Here is a 16,941-nt window from a genome sequence, read left to right on the forward strand (position 1 = left end):
CCCCCTGAAAAGTGGTTCTCCCTGAAGTAGGCTTTCGAGTCAGATGGAGGGCAGAGAAATGCCCCCAGAAGAAGTACAAGCCTGAAGAGATCGTCGGGAAGCTGCGGCAGGCCGATGTGATGGTGTCGCAAGGCCAGTCGGTGGCCGAGGCGGTACGGTCGATCGGCGTCACGCAGTTCACGTACTATCGGTGGCGGAAAGAGTATGGCCGAAGGAGGATCCGGCGATCCTCCCGCATAGCCACGCAAAGCTGCCGCTCGACCACCCCATCTGAAGGGCAAGCGCCGTCATGCGCATCCGTTCGTCGTGGGCGATCAGCATCCGCGGTGGGGGCGCAACTGTAAGCCTTGCTGCTGGTCACCCAGCGCGGCGATGTGAAGAGCGATAGCAAACCTTTTAGGCGTGCCGCTCGAAAACCTCGGTTGACCCGTCACCCCTCACCAGCAGGGTATCGAAGGTGTCGCGCTGATTGCCCATCTCCATGCCGGGTGAGCCGATCGGCATGCCAGGAACCGACAGGCCGATGGCTTCCGGTCGTTCAGCGAGCAGACGCACGACATCTGCGGCGGGCACGTGGCCCTCAACGACGTAACCGTCGACGATTGCGGTGTGGCAAGAGGCCAGTTCGGGCGTGATCCCGGACCGTGCCTTGAGTGCATAAAGGGCGTCCTGGTCGATATCGCGCGCGTCCACGAGGAAACCCGCGCGCTCCATGTGCTCGACCCATGCCGAGCAGAATCCGCAGGTCGGTGATTTGTAGACCTCGATGCGCGGTGACTGGGTCTGAGCTTGGGTCCTCCCGGCCAGCCCGGCGGCGGCGACGCCTGCAACAATGAATTCTCGTCTGTTCATTCGTATTTCCAGTTCCAATCCTGTTCGGTTTCGGCCGTCGACTGCTCGAGATTTCACATTGGTTCGTCAAGCCGGAGTAGCGGGGTAGCCGGCTTCTTTCAGGGCGATCTGTCGCGCAGCGGCATCCACAGCGGACAGGATCGTGACGGTCTTCGGCGTCAGGTCGGTATCGACCTTGGCATCCGGATCGATCGATTTGAGGGCCTTGTCGATGGCAGCTGTACAGTGGCCGCAGCTTATGTCCGGGACGTGAAACTTCATTTTGAGTTCTCCTTGGCGTGTCGAGTCTTAGAGGCTGATCTCCAGTGCCTCGCGCGCCCGGCCGGACCTCGCCATGGCGTTGCCGTCGGCCGCCGTCGCTGCGGCCGCCGCCGTGCCCGGCGTGTTGATCAGGATCGCAGGGATCGAGCCGGCATAGATGACGCCCTTGTAGGCGCCGAGCAGAAATGGGAGCCCGATCAGCGTGTCCATGACGAATGTGAAGGGGGCGAGCACCGCGACCGCCATCGTTGCCGTGAGCCCAGGCAGCGCACCGACGAAGATGCCGGCAAGAAGGCCCAGCAGCGCGACCCCGACCACGACCGGGTCGAGGATCATCTGGAAGCCCATGGCGAGGTCAGCCAGCATTCAGAACGGTCCCGCGGGAAGCAGCACGTCGAGCACGCCGTTGAATAGCAGGTAAATCGCCACCGGTGCGGCCAGCGCGAGCCGCGCGACCACAACCGGTCTGCGGTTCCCGAACGTGAGCGAAAGGGCGGCAATCAGCGCCGCCGCGGCCGCGATGTAGCCCACCCAGAAGATCATCGCCGTCGCGCCCGTGAGGGCCGCGGTCACCGTCAGAACCCGTCCAGGACGTTCCACGGATATCGGGGGCGCCGCTTGCAGCGCACCCCGCACGAGCAGGATGAGCGAGATCGCCGCCGTCGCGCCGCCGGCGAGGATCGGAAAGAAAGCCGGCGAACGCACGTTGCCGAACTGCCGGAAGCCGTCGCTCTGCACTTCCCCGGGCGCCAGCATCAGCGCTGTAAGCCCTAGGGCGAGCGTTAGCGCTCCCGTGATCGTGTCGGCGTTGCGAGGGGATGGGCGGTATGACACCCTGCTCTCCATATTGCATGCAATAATGCAAGCTGGCAGCAGACTGCATTGAACAAGGCGCAAATATAGTTCAAAAATATAATCATAATATCAGGTACGTGCGGGAATTTTGGGTCTGGTGAGCGTTTCCGCCTTCACGATCCACGGCACTCTCTTGCCGTCAGGATGGCCAAATGTGTGTGCAATATATGCGCCATGACGCAGGCGCGCAGTCAGCGAGAAGTACACCGTGCCCCAGACAGAACGCCCCGAGAGCGACGTGCCCCCAATTCGAATCGGCATGCTTACGCCGTCGTCGAACACTGTACTGGAGCCGGCGACGAACGCCCTCGTCGCCCCCATCTCCGACAAGGTCAGCGTCCACTTCGGGCGATTCCGCGTCACGCGGATCGCGCTCGACGGCGACTCCGACCAGCAGTTCGCCGACGACGCGATCCTCGGCGCGGCCGACCTGCTGGCCGACGCGCGCCCCTCGCTGATCGCCTGGAACGGGACTGCGGCGAGCTGGCGCGGGTTCGACATCGACGACCGGCTCTGCGCCATGATCGAGGAGCGGACGGGCTGTCCGGCGACCTCGGCCATCGTGGGGCTGAACGAGGCGCTGGCGCTGTTCGGTGTGCGCCGTCTCGGCCTCGTCACGCCCTATACTGAAGACGTCGAGCAGGCGATCGCGGCGAACTACGCGCGGATCGGCGTCAAGGTCGTCGCGGCTCGCCGGTCCGATCTGTCCGACAATTACGCCTTCGCCACCATCGGCGCGGCGACGGTGCGCGAGATGTGCCGGGAGGTCGCCTCGGAAGGGGCTGAGGCCGTCGCCGTGGTTTGCACCAACATGCGGGGGCCGCTGGTCGCGCGGGCCGTCGAGGACGAGTACAATGTGCCCGTGATCGATTCCATCGCCGTCACCCTGTGGACCGCGCTTCGAAAGCTCGGCCTCGATACCGCGCCGCTGGCGCGCTTCGGCAGGCTCTTCGCCGCCGGCGCTGGCTGAGGCCGTGACGCAACGCGAACCCGCGACGGCGGAGGCGGGCGCACGGCCCGACCGTGGCGGCGGGTTGCATGACTACCTCCGCGACAGCATCCGCGACCTGATCCTGCGTGGCTCGCTCGCGGCTGGCGCCCGCCTTGCCGAGGCCGAGCTCTGCGCCCGGTTCGACGTGTCGCGCACGCCCATGCGCGAGGCGCTCAAGGCGCTTTCGGCCGAGGGGCTCCAGCCCAATCGTGGGGCGACGGTTGCGCCGCTCGACCCGGCGCGGCTGCGCGACCTCTTCGAGGCGAAGGGCGCCATCGAGCACTTCATCGGCCTGCAATCGGCCGTGCGCGCCTCTCCGATGCCGATATCGAGGATCTGCAGCGCCTCCACGAGCGCCTCGTGGCGGCCGAGGTGGCGGAGGCCACGCAGATCTACACCGAACTGAACGAGGCGTTTCAGCTCGAACGCGCGCGGCTTGCCGGTAATGCCGAGCTGCTGAAGGTTTACGAGCGCTTGCAGCAGAACATTCTGCGCGCCCGCCACCGCGTCAACAACGATCCCGCATGGGTCCGGGCTTCGCTCGCTGAACACGAGGGGATCAGTGCGGCGCTGGCTGTGCGCGGCCGGCTCGACCTCGCCGACCGGCTTGTGGCACATAACGAGGCGACCGCCGCCGCGATAATCGCCAAGATTGACCTTTAGCGCGTTCCCGAGGCCGTTGGTCCCGCCGTTCCTTGCCCCACGTCCTGGGCCGGGCGATTGCGCACCCGACCGGGACGCGCGATAGGAGAAGGCGCAAGGGTAGGGAGCCGTTCACCATGTCCGAAGCGAGCAGCCGCGCACAGGCTTCCGCCGAATGGGTGGCCGAGCGGCTTCGCGACATGATCGTAAAGGGGGATCTGCCGCCCGGGGCGCGGATCGTCGAGCGCCGGATTTCAGCGGACCTGAACGTCTCGCGCACCCCGGTCCGCGAGGCGCTCAAGCTGTTGCGCGCCGACGGGCTGATTGAGATCTCGATGCACCGTGGCGCACAGGTGACACGCTACACCGAGAAGGAGGCCGAAGACCTGTTCGACCTCATCGCGGTTATCGAGGGGCTCGCCGCGGAACGGCTGGCCGAGCGCCTCACGGCCCGGACGCTGCGGCGACTCGAGGATTTGCATGTGCGGATGCTCAAGGAATACGAGGCACGCGATACCTCGGCCTATTTCGACACGAACACCGAGATCCACGACACCATCGTGGAGGAAGCGGGCAACCTGATCCTCGCCGAGAGCCATCGCCGGGTGATGGTTCGTGCCCGGCGCGGGCGCTTCATGGCGATTGTCGACGCGGATCGCTGGCTTCAGGCTGTGAACGAGCACGAGGCGGTCATGGCGGCGTTCCGCGCGCGCGACGCTGCTGCCGCCGGAGCGATCTGGCGCGAGCATCTGCGTCACACTGGCGAAACCGTCGCCGACGTCCTGCGCCACGCCGGGGACTGACCCGGCCGCGTCGGGCCGATCCCGGCGTGAGTCGTCCGACCAAGGCTCTCGGCGCGCCAACAGATCGCACCTGAATTGCGCAACGGGCCATCCCGGAAGCCTGCAAACCGGGCATCGTGTCAAAATGGCATTCCATTTTGAAAAATGGCATGCCATTCTGTTGTGGTGGCCATCGGCGCGCCTAAGGTGGTGGGCGGGACCGGGGGCGTGCCCCTTGATCTTGTGACCGATTGTGAGAGCGATGCGCATACTTCTGGTGAACCCGAACATGACCAAGGCGATGACCGACCGAATGGCGGGCATCGCGCGGGCGGTCCTGCCCGAAGGCATGGACCTCGTGCCGCTGACGGCCGAGCGCGGGTTTCCCTACATCGCGTCGCGCGCCGAGGCGCAGGTCGGCGGAGCCGTCGCCTATGAGATGATTGCCGCCCATGCCGAGACCGCGGATGCCGCGATCCTGGCCGCGTTCGGCGACCCAGGTCTGGCCGGCGCGCGCGAGCTCTTCGACTTCCCGGTCGTGGGCATGGCCGAGGCCTCGTTGCTGACCGCGGCGATGTTGGGCGAGCGCTTTTCCATCGTGACGTTCTCGCCCGTGATGCAGCGCTGGTACGTCGATTCCGTGCGCGATGCCGGGCTGACCTCCCGGTTCACCGGGGTGCGCACGCCCGCCGCGCATAGCGCTGACGTGGGTGCGGTGCGGGAAACCCTGCGCGCGGATCTGATCGAGCTTTGCAACGCGGCGGTCCAGGAGGACGGCGCCGATGTGGTCATCCTCGGCGGCGCGCCCCTTGCGGGGCTCGCCCACGAAATCGAGGAAGACGTGGCAGGCGTCGTCGTTGACCCGGTATCGGCCGCGGCGGCGCAGGCCGTCGCGCTTCTGACCCTGACGCGCCCCGCAGCCTTCGCCCGGCGGCATTCCAAGCCGATCGCCAAGGCGTCTAAAGGGCTCGCCCCCGCTTTGTCCCGCAGCTTCGCACGGGAGACGGCGGGATGACTCGTGGCGCCATCTTCGCAGGTCGCCGCACCGGTCCGGGCTTCGAGCGTCCGGAGACCGTCATGTGACGCAGACCGTATCCGGCGGCGCGCCTCCTCTCGCGCCGTCCTCCTGACGGCGCCGGAGCGGCGCGGCGCCGCCCGGCCAAGACACGAAGCCGCACATCTCCACAGGGAAAGGACCAGATACATGAAACAGACGCTTGCCTCCGTCCTCGGGCTCACGCTCGGACTCACGTTCACCGTCAGCGCTGCCTCGGCGCAGACCGTGCTGCGCATCGCGGGGAACTTCCCCGAGGAGCACACCGCGACCGGCGCCATGGAGATCTTCAAGGAAGAGGTCGAAAGCCTCACGAGCGGTGAGATCACCGTGCAGAACTTCCCCGCCATGCAGCTCGGCGGCGCGTCCGAGAACGTCGACCAGGTGCGCTCCGGCGCGATCTTCGCCGTGTTCACCTCGATCGCCTACTTCACCCGCTCGGTGCCCGAGCTTGAGGCTGTCAGCCTGCCCTTCCTGTTCGACAGCCGCGAGAAGGCCTTTTCCGTCATGGACGGTGAGGTCGGCGATGTAATGGACGCGGCGCTGCTCGAAGAGGGCTTCGTCAACCTCGGCTACATGGAACTGGGCTTCCGTCACGTGACGAACAGCGCCCGGCCGATCACGAGCCTTGAGGACTTCGCGGGCCTCGATATCCGTCTCCAGCCCAACGAAGTGCATCTCGATACCTTCCGCGCCATCGGTGCGAACCCGCAGCCGCTCGACATCTCCGAGCTTTACTCGGCGCTTCAGCAGGGCGTGCTCGACGGGCAGGAGAACCCCTACAACATCATCTACACACGCCGCTTCTTCGAGGTGCAGGACTATCTCTCCGACAGCGGCCACTTCTTCGACTTCATCAACGTGGTCGCCAATGCCGATGCGTTCGACGCATTGAGCCCCGAGCACCAGGAAGCCGTCCGGACCGCCATGCGCACGGCCGTCGAGTGGCAGCGCGCCGAGGCCGCGAAGCTGGATCTGGAATTTCGCGAGAAGCTGATCGCGGAAGGCATGCAGTATGATCCGCTCCCCGACGCCGAGCGCGCCCGCCTGCGCGAGGCGACGATGGGTATCGCCGAGCAGCTCAAGGAGCGTGTCGACCCCGCCGTGATCGACCTCGTGCTCTCAGAGGTGGCAGGGTGAGCGACGACGCAACCCCTTCCGGGCCGGCTCCGTCCGGCCCGATCGCCCATTTCCGCCGGGTCGTCGACTTTGTCGACGGCCTGTCGCGCTGGATCATCGTCCTGTCGATGGCCGGCATGGCGCTTCTGGTCTCGGCACAGGTGTTCATGCGCTACGTGATGAGTTCCTCCATCGACGCCGCCGACGAGCTGTCGCGGCTATTCTTCGTCTGGTCGATCTTTCTGGCCATTCCCCACGGCGTGCGGCGGGGGGTCCATGTCGGGATCGACGTCTTTGCGCGGATGCTTCACATCCGGATACAGGACGCGCTCAACCGCGTCTCCGCCATCGCGGGCCTCGTGCTAATGCTCGCTGTCTTCTTTACCGCGCTCGGGGCAGCCGCCGACAAGTGGGGCGAGCTCATGCCCACGCTTTCCGTTACCGCCGCGCTCTACTACGTGCCGGTGTGCATCTGTGCCGGGCATGCCGCGCTACACCTGTCCCTCTTCGCGGTGGGCGGGCCTCATGTCTGGGGCGAGGACGCCTGGAAGGAGGGCAGGGCATGAGCGCCGTCGCCATCTCCGTCTTCACCGCACTCGCCCTGATCGGCGCGCCGCTGGCTTTCGCCATTGGCCTCGGTGCCGTCGTGGCGCTCTACCTCAACGGTTTCGACCTCGTCGTCTTGCCGCAGCGCATGATGTTCGCCGTCAATTCCTTTCCGCTGATGGCGATCCCGCTCTTCATGCTGGCCGGCGAACTGATGGTGAAGGCCGGCATCGTCGATCGGCTGATCGGCTTTGCGAACTCGCTCGTCGGGCGGGTGCATGGCGGCGTGGCGCATGTCACGATCCTCGCCGGCACCGTCTTCGCCTCGGTCAGCGGCGCCGCGGTGGCCTCGGCGAGCGCGCTTGGCTCCACGCTCGTGCCCGCGCTGCGCAAGTCCTACCCGGACGGGTATTCCAGCGCCGTCATCGCTTCGGCCGCAAATCTCGGCCCGGTCATCCCGCCCTCGAACGCCATGATCGTCTATGCCCTGATGGCGGGCTCGTCCGTCTCGGTCGGCGGGATGTTCATGGCCGGGATCGTTCCCGGCATCCTCCTGACGCTGGGCTTCATGGCTCTTGCGACGATCATCGCGCGGCGCCGCGGCTACCCGCTCTCGGGCACGCCGTTCTCTTGGCGCAACGCACTGGTGGAAACGCGGCGCGCCAGCCTGATCCTGATGATGCCCGTGGTGGTGGTCGGCGGCATCGTGGGCGGTGTTTTCACCGCGACCGAGGGCGCGGCCATCGCGGTGGTCTACGCGCTGGCCGTGGGTCTCTTCGTTACAAGGAAGCTCAAGATCGCGGACCTGCCCGGCTGTCTGTTCCGCGCCGCGCTGATGGCCGCGATGGTGGGCGCGCTGATCGCCTTCGCCTCGGTGATGACCTTCGTCTTCACGCTCGACCTCGTGCCGATCCGCCTGTCGAGCTTCATCGAGAGCCTCACGTCCGATCCGGTCGTTTTCATTGCGCTCGTCATGGCGATGCTTCTGGTCGTCGGCATGCTCATCGAATCCAACGCGGCCTACATCATGCTGGTGCCGCTGTTCGCGCCGATGGCGCTGAGCTATGGGATCGACCCGCTCTTCTTTGGCTTCCTCTTCATGTACAACCTCGTGGTCGGCATGATGACCCCGCCGGTGGGCGTGCTGCTATTCGTGATGAGCGGCATCACGAGGGTGCCGATGAGCCGGCTCACGATGGAAGTCCTGCCCTTCGTGGCGCTTCAATTTGCCGTTCTCGGCCTCTGCGTTGCCTTTCCCCAGCTCGTGCTCTGGCTGCCTTCCATGTTCGGGTTCTGAGACATGCCAACAACGACCTTGCCCCCCATCCCCGATCTCCTCGTCGCCGGAGCGACGGCCCTCACTTCCGATCCGGCGCGCCCCTATATCGAGAAGGCCTGGATCGAGGTGTCGGGCGGGCGAGTCCAGGCCATCCGGGAAAGCGCCCCAGAGCATGTCGATGCCCGAACCCAGGTCGTGCCCGGCGAAGGCCGTGTCGTGACCCCCGGCTTTGTCAACGTGCACACCCATGCGATCCTCAGCATGGTGCGGGGCGTCGCCGAGGACATGGGCTTCGCGCCGGCCTACACGATGGGCGTGCCTCACGGCCACGACGTCAGGCCCGATGAGGCCTATGCGCTGGCGCAACTCGGCGGGCTGGAGGCTCTCTGCTTCGGCTCGACCCTCATCAATGACAGCTTTACCCATCAGGAGATCGCGCTGGCCGCGATGGCCGAGACGGGGCTTCGCGCCTGGGGATGCGGGCGCATCCACGATGTCGACTTCTCGCGCGTTCATCTGGGCGAGTGGACCTACGACACGAAGATCGGCGAATGGACGCTCGGCCTCGCCGCCGATCTGATCGACCGGTTCCACGACCCCGCCGACCTGAGGACGGGCGTCGTGCTGGCGCCACACGCGCCTGACACCTGCACCCCGGACCTGCTCCGCCAGGTGCGAGAGTTGCGCGACGCGAAAGGGCTGCGGATCAACACCCACGTCGCGCAGAGCCGCGTCGAGGTGGACTTCATCCGCGAGCGCGACGGGATGAGCCCGCCCGAGTTGCTCGACTCGGTCGGCCTGCTCGACGATCGTCTGATCGGAGCGCATTGCATCCACCTGAGCGAGAGCGACATCGCACGGCTCGGAGGGGCCGGAGCGCACATTGCCCATATCGCCAAGGGCAACCAAACGCATGGCAGCACCGCGCCGACCCATGCGCTGCGCCGGGCGGGCATGAATCTGGCGCTGTCCACCGATAACATGCATGCCGACATGGTCGAACTCATGCGCTGGGCATTGGCCACAGGCCGGCTGCAGGAGGGACGCATCACGGAGGCGTGGCAGCCTGCGACCGTCTTCGAAGCGGCCACGATTGGAGGTGCGCGCGCTCTGGGGCTCGACTCCGAAATTGGATCAATCGAGGAGGGCAAGCGCGCCGATCTCGTTCTTTTCGACTTTCGCCGCCCACATCTTCGCCCCCTGACGAATGTGCTCGGAACGCTTGTCCATACCGGGCAGGGGCGCGATGTGGAGACGGTGATCGTTGAGGGGGAGGTCGTCGTCAGAAGCGGTGAGCCGGTGCGGGTCGACCGCATGGCCGTGATCGATGCCGCCGAAGCTGCGGCGCGCGCGCTCTGGGCGCGCGCAAATGCCGAGGCCGAGGCACATCAGTAGCGCCAATGCCTCGGTTGCGCGGCGACGGGACGGGTTGCGAAGTGGTGGATGGCGCAGCGGGGTGGCTGGTCGGCAAGAGCGGACCCGCACGCTCCGCGTAGCAGATCAGGCGCTGGCAGGCCTATAACGAAGCCACCAAGCGCCATGGGACACGGACGATCCGGTTCGATCCCGAGATGAGCTGCGATGCCCCGCCGACAGGCAGGCGTGACCGACACTAGAGCTACAGCGATACCACCACCCACACCGGCCTGACGAGTAAGGTTCCGTGGGGCATGGCGCTCAGGCAGACGACCGGCCTCGTCGAGAGCTTGCTGCGAATTATCGGTTTGGGCTGGTCGCTCGACGCTATCCGGAACGCGGTTCCATACTGATCTCGGGCGTGGTGAGCGGTCCACCAGCGCGTCGATCCCAGCCCCGAACATGCTTTCTTGAGCAGACGGTTCTCCGGGGTCAGTCCGGCTAGGACCTCTTTCGAGGCTGCCGATTCCGACCGCAGTTCTTTCACCTCGGGCGCTGTCGCCTGACGGTCTGTATCGCGGAGGCCAGCGGCAGTGTGATCGAGAGCGGTGCGCAGGTCTTTGACAGCGCGTCCCTTCGGGTCTGTTTGGATGGCATCGAGATCGAGTTGTCCAAGCAGGATCACGATGTTTTGCCGCTGCTTCTGACCAATCAGGGGCGGGTCTTGTCGCACGAACGCATCCTCAACGCGGTCTGGCGACTGAACGCCGATCGGCTGACAAATGTGGTCGACGTCTATGTCGGCGGCTTGCACCGCAAGCTCAAAACCGAGGGCGAGCGCATCGTGATCCCGCGAAACGTGGGCTACCGCATGACCTAGCCGCTGCCATGGCCGCAACGGCTACGGGGCGCTGCCGCCAAAGCATGCAGCGAGGCAAGCGTCCCGGAATGCACGGCACGCGTTTTCCTCATGTGAGACAATGCTCGATAACCCCGATCTGATCCGTCGGGCGTCTCTGAGGCGGCTCGACGCGCTCCCAGCAGAAGGCGCGGACCAGCACCCCGACCGGCGTGTTGCCGGTCCGTCGGGTCTGGCTCCCGCATCAGTGGCCCGTCATGCACGAACACGCGAACCGGATCACTCAGTGGGGCAGGCCACTCTCGATTTCTCCCGCTCCGCGTTGAGATATGTTGGACATGCCGCGTCAGAACAGAATGATGTTGTCGGGGCCCAGCTGCGGTGTCGTCTCCACGATCGCGATCACGTCTGGGTCATCGGGTCCACCTCGCCCGTCGGTATCGATCGTCAACTCACCGCTGGCGCGGTCGTACCAGGCAAAGCCGTTTTTGAGCGCGGCATCGATCTGTCGCTGCGTGACGTTGCGCGGATCGACCAGGCCATCGCCCAAGTCGAAGAGGCGGTCGTCGAGCGCCAGCAGGTCGCCATCCTGGAAATCCACGATACGCGCCGTTCCGGGCGCGTCCTCCAACTGGAAAGCGAAATAGTCGACGCCGCCGCCGCCCTCCAGCGTGTCCCTGCCGCCTCCTCCGGCCAGGATGTTGACCCGGTCGTTTCCGACGAAGCTTGTAGCGACCCCATTGCCCATGACCTGCTGTCTGGAAGTGCCGGCGAATATGACCTCCTCGATCTCGGCATCGCCCAAGTTGAAGTTGCTGGATGTCAGGACGCTGTCTTCCCCGCCACCGGCTATCTCCTCGATCCGGTCGTCGCGGTCGTCGACGACGTAGCTGTCGTTCCCGCCGCCACCGATCATCCGGTCGGCCCCGCGCCCGCCATTGAGCGAGTCAGCGCCGGGCCCGCCGTCCAGCCTGTCGTTGCCGTCACTTCCGATGATAATGTTGTCGCCGGATCCCCCCACCAGCTCATCATCGCCCCCGCGCCCATCGATAAAGGCCGAGTTTCCGGGATCGATCAGAGTATCCGCTCCTTGGGTGCCCCACAGCTCCGGCCCATACCGCCGGCTCACGACGCCGTTGGCATCCCCATCCTGCTCGGAGGAGCTCCAGATCGCGGCGATGCTGCCATCCTGAAGCGTTTCGATCTCCCCGAGAATTTGCCAGGACGCGGTCTGGTCGTTGAGGCGCAGTTCAGTTCCGATCCGGACCCCGGACGCGTCGAACCTCTGGCCATAGACGCCAAAGCCGTCCCCGTCCTGTTCAAAGGAATCCCAGGCGACGACGTAGCCGCCATCCGCAGTGCCCGTGACCTTTGCGTTGCTCTGCCGCCCTTCGGTGAACGTGTTGACCTGGAACTCGGTCCCGAGGGCCGTTCCATCGGCGGCGTAACGCTGGCCGAAAATCCCCGTGGCGTCGCCGTCTCCCACCGAGGAATGCCACACCGCAACGAAGCCGCCGCCGGACAGTCCTGCGAGTGCGGACGCCTCTTGCCAGCCCGAAACGGTGGTGTTCATGCGGAACTCGGGGCCGATCGCCGCGCCCGTTTCGTCGAAGCGCTGCGAGTAGATGTCGTAGCCGGTGCTGTCGTCGTAAGATGTCCAACTCACCACGGACGCGCCGCCGACAAGACCCGTGATGTCAGGCCTCCCCTGGGACCCGACCGTGGTCGTGTTCACCAGGATCATGTCGCCTTGAGGTTGCCCGGTCCCTGAAAACCGTAGCAGGTAGATACCGGACTGGTCCGCATCCGCACCGCCGTCCCAGCTCCACGTCACCGCGAAGTCTCCGCCTTCCAGAGCGGCGATCTCAGGTCGGCCGGGATGCCCGCCCTCTCCCGCGCTGACCATGATCTCGCCGCCGATTTTCGCTCCGGTGTCGTCGAACAGCTGCGCCAGGATCTCTCCTTCGTCCCAAATCGTGACGAAGCCGCCCCCTGGAAGCGGCGCGACCTTCGGCTCTCCATAGCCCCAGGTCTCAGACGTGTTGACCTGGAATACCGCGCCCGCCCGGTTTCCCTCCTCGTCAAAGAGCTGACCGTAGACGCCGTTATCCCCTTCCAGCGTCACCCACACGGTGACAAGCCCGCCTCCCGAGAGGCTCGACAGCGCAGGCTGCTCCTGCCGCCCGACCACGTCGCTGTTCACAAGGACTTCGGGGTTTGTGACCAGATGCTCCGTCAACATGGCGCGACTTTCTTCCTGCCTTACAGGTCCTTGAGGGTAAGGCGGCCGTTCGTAGACCCATTGACGCTGATCAAGTCGAGTGGCCGGCGATGGAACCTGTCATCGAGTGCTCCCTGCCTGAAACGGCCTTCTCGGCCGAGGCCGGCAGTGTCCCTGTCGCCCAATGAGACGTGAGCCTGTCCGGGCCCGAGTTCCAAGGCAGCAGTTTGTGAGGGCAGGGGGCAACGCGGCAGGCTCGCGAGGCGTGCCTCCCGCGTCCGCCGCCCCGTGCCTTTGTCGTCGCATAAAGCGCTTCACATAGGCAGGCGGGACGAGCCGGACCTCGTGGCCCAGCTTGTCGATCTCTCGGCCCCGGCAGTGCGCCCCGCTGCACACCTCCAATGTCATCGCACAGCGCGACAGTCCCGCCAGCACCTGTCCGCGCTGCAGCTTCCGACGCCGCCGGCCCGGACGCGGCTGCCATGTGCAGCCGGAAGACAGTCTTTGCCGGATCGAGCCCGAGCGTGGCAATCTCCGGCATGACTACCTGCCTCCTGGATCGTCGCTAACCCATTTGGGCACAACAGATGCCCTCGGTGGCGGTCACACGATGAAAGCCGTTGGTGCCGTCATCAAAAATTCGTTGACGATTTGAGCCATCAAGTTATTGATGATTACGTTAACCTTTTGACTCACCAGTTAAGGTGCTGTTGTGGAAGGGTTTTATTGGATTATGGTGCGGATGGATCGGCGATTTGGATGCTATTGGTTAATCGCCCCTTGCTTCCTGCGGCAGAACGCCTGCTACCGTATCACAAGCACATCGATTCCGCCCGATTCTACAGTAATTACGGACCCTTGAACGACCTTCTTCAACAGCGGCTGGCGACGCATTTCGGGCGTCGCGGAGATCAGCTCGCGCTTGCGAACTCCGGCACGTCGGCGCTCTATGCGCTGCTCCTGGCGGCGGCGGGCCCGGCGAGGGCGGAAAAACCCGTCTGTGTCTGCCCGGCCTTCACGTTTGCGGCAACGGCGGCGGCGGCCGAGCTGTGTGGCTACACGCCCTTCCTTGCGGATATCGACGCCGAGACATGGGCGCTCGACCACGAACGAGTGATGGCGCTTGGCGATCTGGAGCGCGTGGGCGCGGTGATCACCGTTGCTCCTTTCGGGCGCCCGCCGCTCTTTGAGGCCTGGCAGGATTTTACCCGCACCACTGGCATTCCGTTGATTATCGACGCGGCGGCCAGTTTCGATGTGCTAGGCGAGGCCGCGGCCGATCATGGCGACTTGCCCATCGCCGTGAGCCTTCATGCCACCAAGACTTTCAGCACGGCCGAGGGCGGGCTCATGTTCTGCGACGATCCGGCGGTTGTGAAACGTGCCGTGGCGGCGCTCAATTTCGGGTTCAACGACGCACGGGAGGCGCTTGGCCCGGGCCTCAATGGCAAACTCAGCGAATATCACTGCGCCCTGGGATTGGCCGAACTGGATGGCTGGCCGGACAAGCGTCTGGGGTTCCTGCAGGTGGCTGGATACTACGAGGCCAGTGCTGAAATCGCGGGCCTGTCCGACAGGATCTATGTGGGCCGAGAGCACGCCAATCCTTATGCGCTCTTTCGCGCGCAAAGCGAGGATCAGGCGCAAGAGATCGTCGCCGCGCTGAGACGCGAGCGGATTGAATCGCGCCTGTGGTGGGGGCGGGGGCTGCATCATCAGCAGCATTTCCGGGACTGCACCGCGGAACCTCTGCCAGTCACCGACGATCTGGCGCCGCGCCTTCTGGGGCTGCCCTTCGCAGTCGACCTGGCGCCCGAAGACGTCGAACGCGTTATCAGGACCATAGATCGGGTGGTGCAATGCAAATGAATAACGCTCCCCGGATAGCCGCGTTTCTTGGCGTCAAGGACGAGGTTGGGCTGATCGAAGCCGCGATCCTTCATCTGCGGGCGATCGGGGTCGATCACATCATTGCCTGCGATATCTCGTCCACGGATGGCACCGGCGAGATCTTGGACGCCTACCGGTCACGGAATTTCGAAGTTCTGACCCTTCCGGACGAGGCGATCGGATCGCGTATCAATGAACCCGATGGTTGGTTCGCCCAGGCCAAGCGGATGTACGAAAAGGCCCCGGCGGATTGGGTCATGTTTCTCGATGCCGATGAATTCTGGCTTCCTGCGACAGGGAACATTAAGGACTGTATCGCGCAGACAACCGCCGACGTGCTCACGGTGAACCGTTACAATGTGGTTCTGGGGCCCCATGGTCCCTGCGTCCCAGGTGAGATGCGGCCCGATTCCTTCGATCGCATCTTGCTGTTCGCCGACCGGGTCGCGAAGATGCAATTGGCGCTGCAAGCGGATGAGAACATTCCGTGGATCCGCGGACAGGTCGGACCCAAGATCCTGGCTCGGATCAACCGGATCGAGGGAGTCACCGCGGGCCAGCACGCCGCCATCAGCGACCACCCGGATCTGCGCCGCGCCAAGCCGTCGGACCTGATCATCGCGCATGTCGGGCTGTCCACTCTGTCGCGCTTTGAGCGTAAGCTTCAGAATCTACGTCAGATCTATGAGCGCGAAGGGATCGACTTTTCCGATCCGGACGAGTCCTGGAAAAAGCACAACGTCGCTTGGCATTGGCGCCGCTGGGCGACGTTGCACGATTTCGACGCCGAGTTCCGGAAGAACATGCTGAGATCAGAAGAGATCGACGATCTGCGCTGGGAGGGCGTGATCCAATCCGCCGGTCAGATCCTGTCCGGCTTGGACGACCAGTCCTCCAGAAACGAGGTCAGGGTCTCCGGATCGATCCAGAAGTCCATATCCTGAGTCCGTCCGCGCAAAGGGCCTGCTTGGGGCCCGGTCAAGACGGTCAAGTCGATCTCCAGGGGGGCGGGCCACTTGTGGAGCGTCAGCCCTTCGGTCTGCTGATGGTTGAGGATGCAGACCCGCGCACCCGGTTGTAGAAAACACCCCAGGAAAAAGGACGAGCCTTCGGGGCCCAGAACATAGCGCGCATCGCGCAGCAGTTTGACTTGATCGGGGAAATCCAGGTCTTCCGTATAGACGCGCTCAAACCCATAGGCTTCGGCGATCCGTTCAATCTCGCGGTAGTTGACCATCTTGCGATGCCGAAAGGATTTGCGCGCCAGAAAGACGCGGGCCGGTCCCCGGTTGGCTGAGAGCGTGCGGTTGGCACGCCTCTGCAGTTCCGCGAGCAGAGGCAGGCGATGCGCGGGCGAGAAGACCATGTAATCCCAACGAAATTTCTCGTTCAGCCGCTGATGGAAGGGAATATAGGAGAGACTCGGCGCTTGCCAGAGCCGCTTGACCCGGACGGCCTGAAAGGACGGAACCTCGATGAGATCCGCCCGTCCCATCAGGTTCATCTCCAGTGCCTGGCGATGGGTGGGCGGCATATGCGCGTCGATCAGCACGGGCACATCGGGGACATGGCCAGTCATCGTCGCCGCGACGTAGCGGGCGATGTAATCGCTGAACCAGTCGCCAAAGAAATCCGTCCGCGCCCCAAGGAGCGAGAACGCGGCGTCCAGTTCCAGCGGCGGTTGCGCATCCGCTAGGGTCCAGACCGTGTCGCCATCGCGGTGAAACACCCCCGAGTCGAATTCGACATCGTCGTCGATCCGCGCCAGTTCGTCCCCCTGGAAGTCCGCAAGCGCGTAATCGGCCACCTCTGTCACGGCCGAGCGGCCGCGCACTGTCGCATCCCGCAAGGCGCTGACATAGAAGGCGCGTGTCTGGTTGCGCAGGGGCCGGTGGTTGCCCTGACCGATCACGCGGGGCGGGTCGATCACGAAAGCCTCGCCCGCGCGAATGATCTCGTGCAGCTCGACCGCGTGCCGAGCGCAATAGGCGTGGTGACTCTCGAACAGCCGCTTTTCCAGGGTGGCGTCCCGCTGCCGGGTTATGGTCTGACGATAGAAATCAACGCCTTTCGCGATCCCATGGCGCTCGACCAAGAGCTGTTTAAAATTCATCATCAGGAACAGGTTCGGCTGCCCGATCCTGTAGTCGAAATAGGCCGCGCCGGTGGGGGATCCATTTTCTAGGGGCGCCGGACGGCTTGCCAGCATCTCGTCCAGGTCAAGCCGGGCCACG

At 64.8% G+C, this 16,941-nt stretch carries 18 protein-coding genes and 3 pseudogenes; 14 read left to right on the forward strand and 7 right to left on the reverse strand.

The window, feature by feature from the left end; translation table 11 throughout:
- Window positions 1-11 precede the first annotated feature (11 nt).
- A pseudogene (locus DTQ71_RS08105) lies at window positions 12-209 on the forward strand (transposase); the annotation flags it as partial.
- Window positions 210-396: 187 nt separating this feature from the next.
- Here DTQ71_RS08105 and DTQ71_RS08110 read toward each other — a convergent pair.
- From DTQ71_RS08110 to DTQ71_RS08125, 4 genes are all read right to left on the reverse strand, one after another.
- Entirely contained in the window at window positions 397-852 is a 456-nt protein-coding gene (locus DTQ71_RS08110) for a DUF411 domain-containing protein (RefSeq protein WP_109563803.1), read from the reverse strand.
- Between the two features lie 66 nt (window positions 853-918).
- Entirely contained in the window at window positions 919-1,113 is a 195-nt protein-coding gene (locus DTQ71_RS08115; protein ID WP_109563804.1) for a heavy-metal-associated domain-containing protein, read from the reverse strand.
- Window positions 1,114-1,140: 27 nt separating this feature from the next.
- Complete coding sequence (locus DTQ71_RS08120; RefSeq protein ID WP_109563805.1) at window positions 1,141-1,479, reverse strand: tripartite tricarboxylate transporter permease; 339 nt, start codon at window positions 1,477-1,479, stop codon at window positions 1,141-1,143.
- Complete coding sequence (locus DTQ71_RS08125) at window positions 1,480-1,959, reverse strand: tripartite tricarboxylate transporter TctB family protein (protein ID WP_109563806.1); 480 nt, start codon at window positions 1,957-1,959, stop codon at window positions 1,480-1,482. It abuts the gene before it with no gap.
- A gap of 268 nt (window positions 1,960-2,227) precedes the next feature.
- Here DTQ71_RS08125 and DTQ71_RS08130 point away from each other — a divergent pair, with 268 nt between their 5' ends.
- From DTQ71_RS08130 to DTQ71_RS08180, 11 genes and pseudogenes are all read left to right on the forward strand, one after another.
- Window positions 2,228-2,938 carry a maleate cis-trans isomerase family protein gene (locus tag DTQ71_RS08130; protein ID WP_109563807.1) on the forward strand — a complete coding sequence of 237 codons (711 nt, stop codon included), beginning with the start codon at window positions 2,228-2,230 and terminating at the stop codon, window positions 2,936-2,938.
- A gap of 4 nt (window positions 2,939-2,942) precedes the next feature.
- Entirely contained in the window at window positions 2,943-3,365 is a 423-nt protein-coding gene (locus DTQ71_RS08135; RefSeq protein ID WP_170125355.1) for a GntR family transcriptional regulator, read from the forward strand.
- Window positions 3,320-3,622, forward strand: coding sequence for an FCD domain-containing protein (locus tag DTQ71_RS23440; RefSeq protein ID WP_170125356.1), 303 nt, complete (start codon window positions 3,320-3,322; stop codon window positions 3,620-3,622). Before DTQ71_RS08135 ends, DTQ71_RS23440 begins: the two co-directional genes overlap by 46 nt.
- A gap of 116 nt (window positions 3,623-3,738) precedes the next feature.
- Window positions 3,739-4,404 carry a GntR family transcriptional regulator gene (locus tag DTQ71_RS08145; protein WP_109563810.1) on the forward strand — a complete coding sequence of 222 codons (666 nt, stop codon included), beginning with the start codon at window positions 3,739-3,741 and terminating at the stop codon, window positions 4,402-4,404.
- Window positions 4,405-4,645: 241 nt separating this feature from the next.
- Window positions 4,646-5,398 carry an aspartate/glutamate racemase family protein gene (locus tag DTQ71_RS08150; protein WP_109563811.1) on the forward strand — a complete coding sequence of 251 codons (753 nt, stop codon included), beginning with the start codon at window positions 4,646-4,648 and terminating at the stop codon, window positions 5,396-5,398.
- Between the two features lie 189 nt (window positions 5,399-5,587).
- On the forward strand, window positions 5,588-6,577 hold the full coding sequence (locus DTQ71_RS08155; protein WP_109563812.1) for a TRAP transporter substrate-binding protein: 990 nt from the start codon (window positions 5,588-5,590) through the stop codon (window positions 6,575-6,577).
- The gene (locus DTQ71_RS08160; RefSeq protein ID WP_211317113.1) at window positions 6,574-7,122 is read left to right on the forward strand and encodes a TRAP transporter small permease; all 549 of its coding nucleotides are present in this window, start codon (window positions 6,574-6,576) and stop codon (window positions 7,120-7,122) included. The genes DTQ71_RS08155 and DTQ71_RS08160 overlap by 4 nt, the downstream gene beginning before the upstream one ends.
- A complete protein-coding gene (locus tag DTQ71_RS08165; protein ID WP_109563813.1) occupies window positions 7,119-8,399 on the forward strand; it encodes a TRAP transporter large permease in 1,281 nt (426 codons plus the stop codon). Before DTQ71_RS08160 ends, DTQ71_RS08165 begins: the two co-directional genes overlap by 4 nt.
- Before the next feature lie 3 nt (window positions 8,400-8,402).
- Entirely contained in the window at window positions 8,403-9,776 is a 1,374-nt protein-coding gene (locus tag DTQ71_RS08170; RefSeq protein ID WP_109563814.1) for an amidohydrolase family protein, read from the forward strand.
- A gap of 104 nt (window positions 9,777-9,880) precedes the next feature.
- Window positions 9,881-10,120 (forward strand): annotated as a pseudogene (locus DTQ71_RS24165) (transposase); the annotation flags it as partial.
- Between the two features lie 212 nt (window positions 10,121-10,332).
- A complete protein-coding gene (locus DTQ71_RS08180) occupies window positions 10,333-10,617 on the forward strand; it encodes a winged helix-turn-helix domain-containing protein (RefSeq protein ID WP_245947347.1) in 285 nt (94 codons plus the stop codon).
- Window positions 10,618-10,942: 325 nt separating this feature from the next.
- Here the strand turns inward: DTQ71_RS08180 and DTQ71_RS08185 are convergent, their stop codons facing one another.
- Together DTQ71_RS08185 and DTQ71_RS24170 are read right to left on the reverse strand one after the other, a co-directional pair.
- Complete coding sequence (locus DTQ71_RS08185; protein ID WP_109563817.1) at window positions 10,943-12,838, reverse strand: calcium-binding protein; 1,896 nt, start codon at window positions 12,836-12,838, stop codon at window positions 10,943-10,945.
- A gap of 252 nt (window positions 12,839-13,090) precedes the next feature.
- A pseudogene (locus DTQ71_RS24170) lies at window positions 13,091-13,358 on the reverse strand (IS110 family transposase); the annotation flags it as partial.
- Window positions 13,359-13,576: 218 nt separating this feature from the next.
- Here DTQ71_RS24170 and DTQ71_RS08190 point away from each other — a divergent pair.
- Both DTQ71_RS08190 and DTQ71_RS08195 read left to right on the forward strand, forming a co-directional pair.
- Entirely contained in the window at window positions 13,577-14,686 is a 1,110-nt protein-coding gene (locus tag DTQ71_RS08190) for a DegT/DnrJ/EryC1/StrS family aminotransferase (RefSeq protein ID WP_146204825.1), read from the forward strand.
- Window positions 14,683-15,651, forward strand: coding sequence for a glycosyltransferase family 2 protein (locus DTQ71_RS08195; RefSeq protein ID WP_170125358.1), 969 nt, complete (start codon window positions 14,683-14,685; stop codon window positions 15,649-15,651). Before DTQ71_RS08190 ends, DTQ71_RS08195 begins: the two co-directional genes overlap by 4 nt.
- On the opposite strand, the gene DTQ71_RS08200 is transcribed toward DTQ71_RS08195, so the two are convergent.
- The gene (locus tag DTQ71_RS08200; protein ID WP_109563820.1) at window positions 15,570-16,940 is read right to left on the reverse strand and encodes a glycosyltransferase family 61 protein; all 1,371 of its coding nucleotides are present in this window, start codon (window positions 16,938-16,940) and stop codon (window positions 15,570-15,572) included. The genes DTQ71_RS08195 and DTQ71_RS08200 overlap by 82 nt on opposite strands.
- Between the last annotated feature and the right edge of the window lies 1 nt (window position 16,941).

This window comes from Jannaschia seohaensis (assembly GCF_900116765.1).
GTDB lineage: Bacteria > Pseudomonadota > Alphaproteobacteria > Rhodobacterales > Rhodobacteraceae > Jannaschia > Jannaschia seohaensis.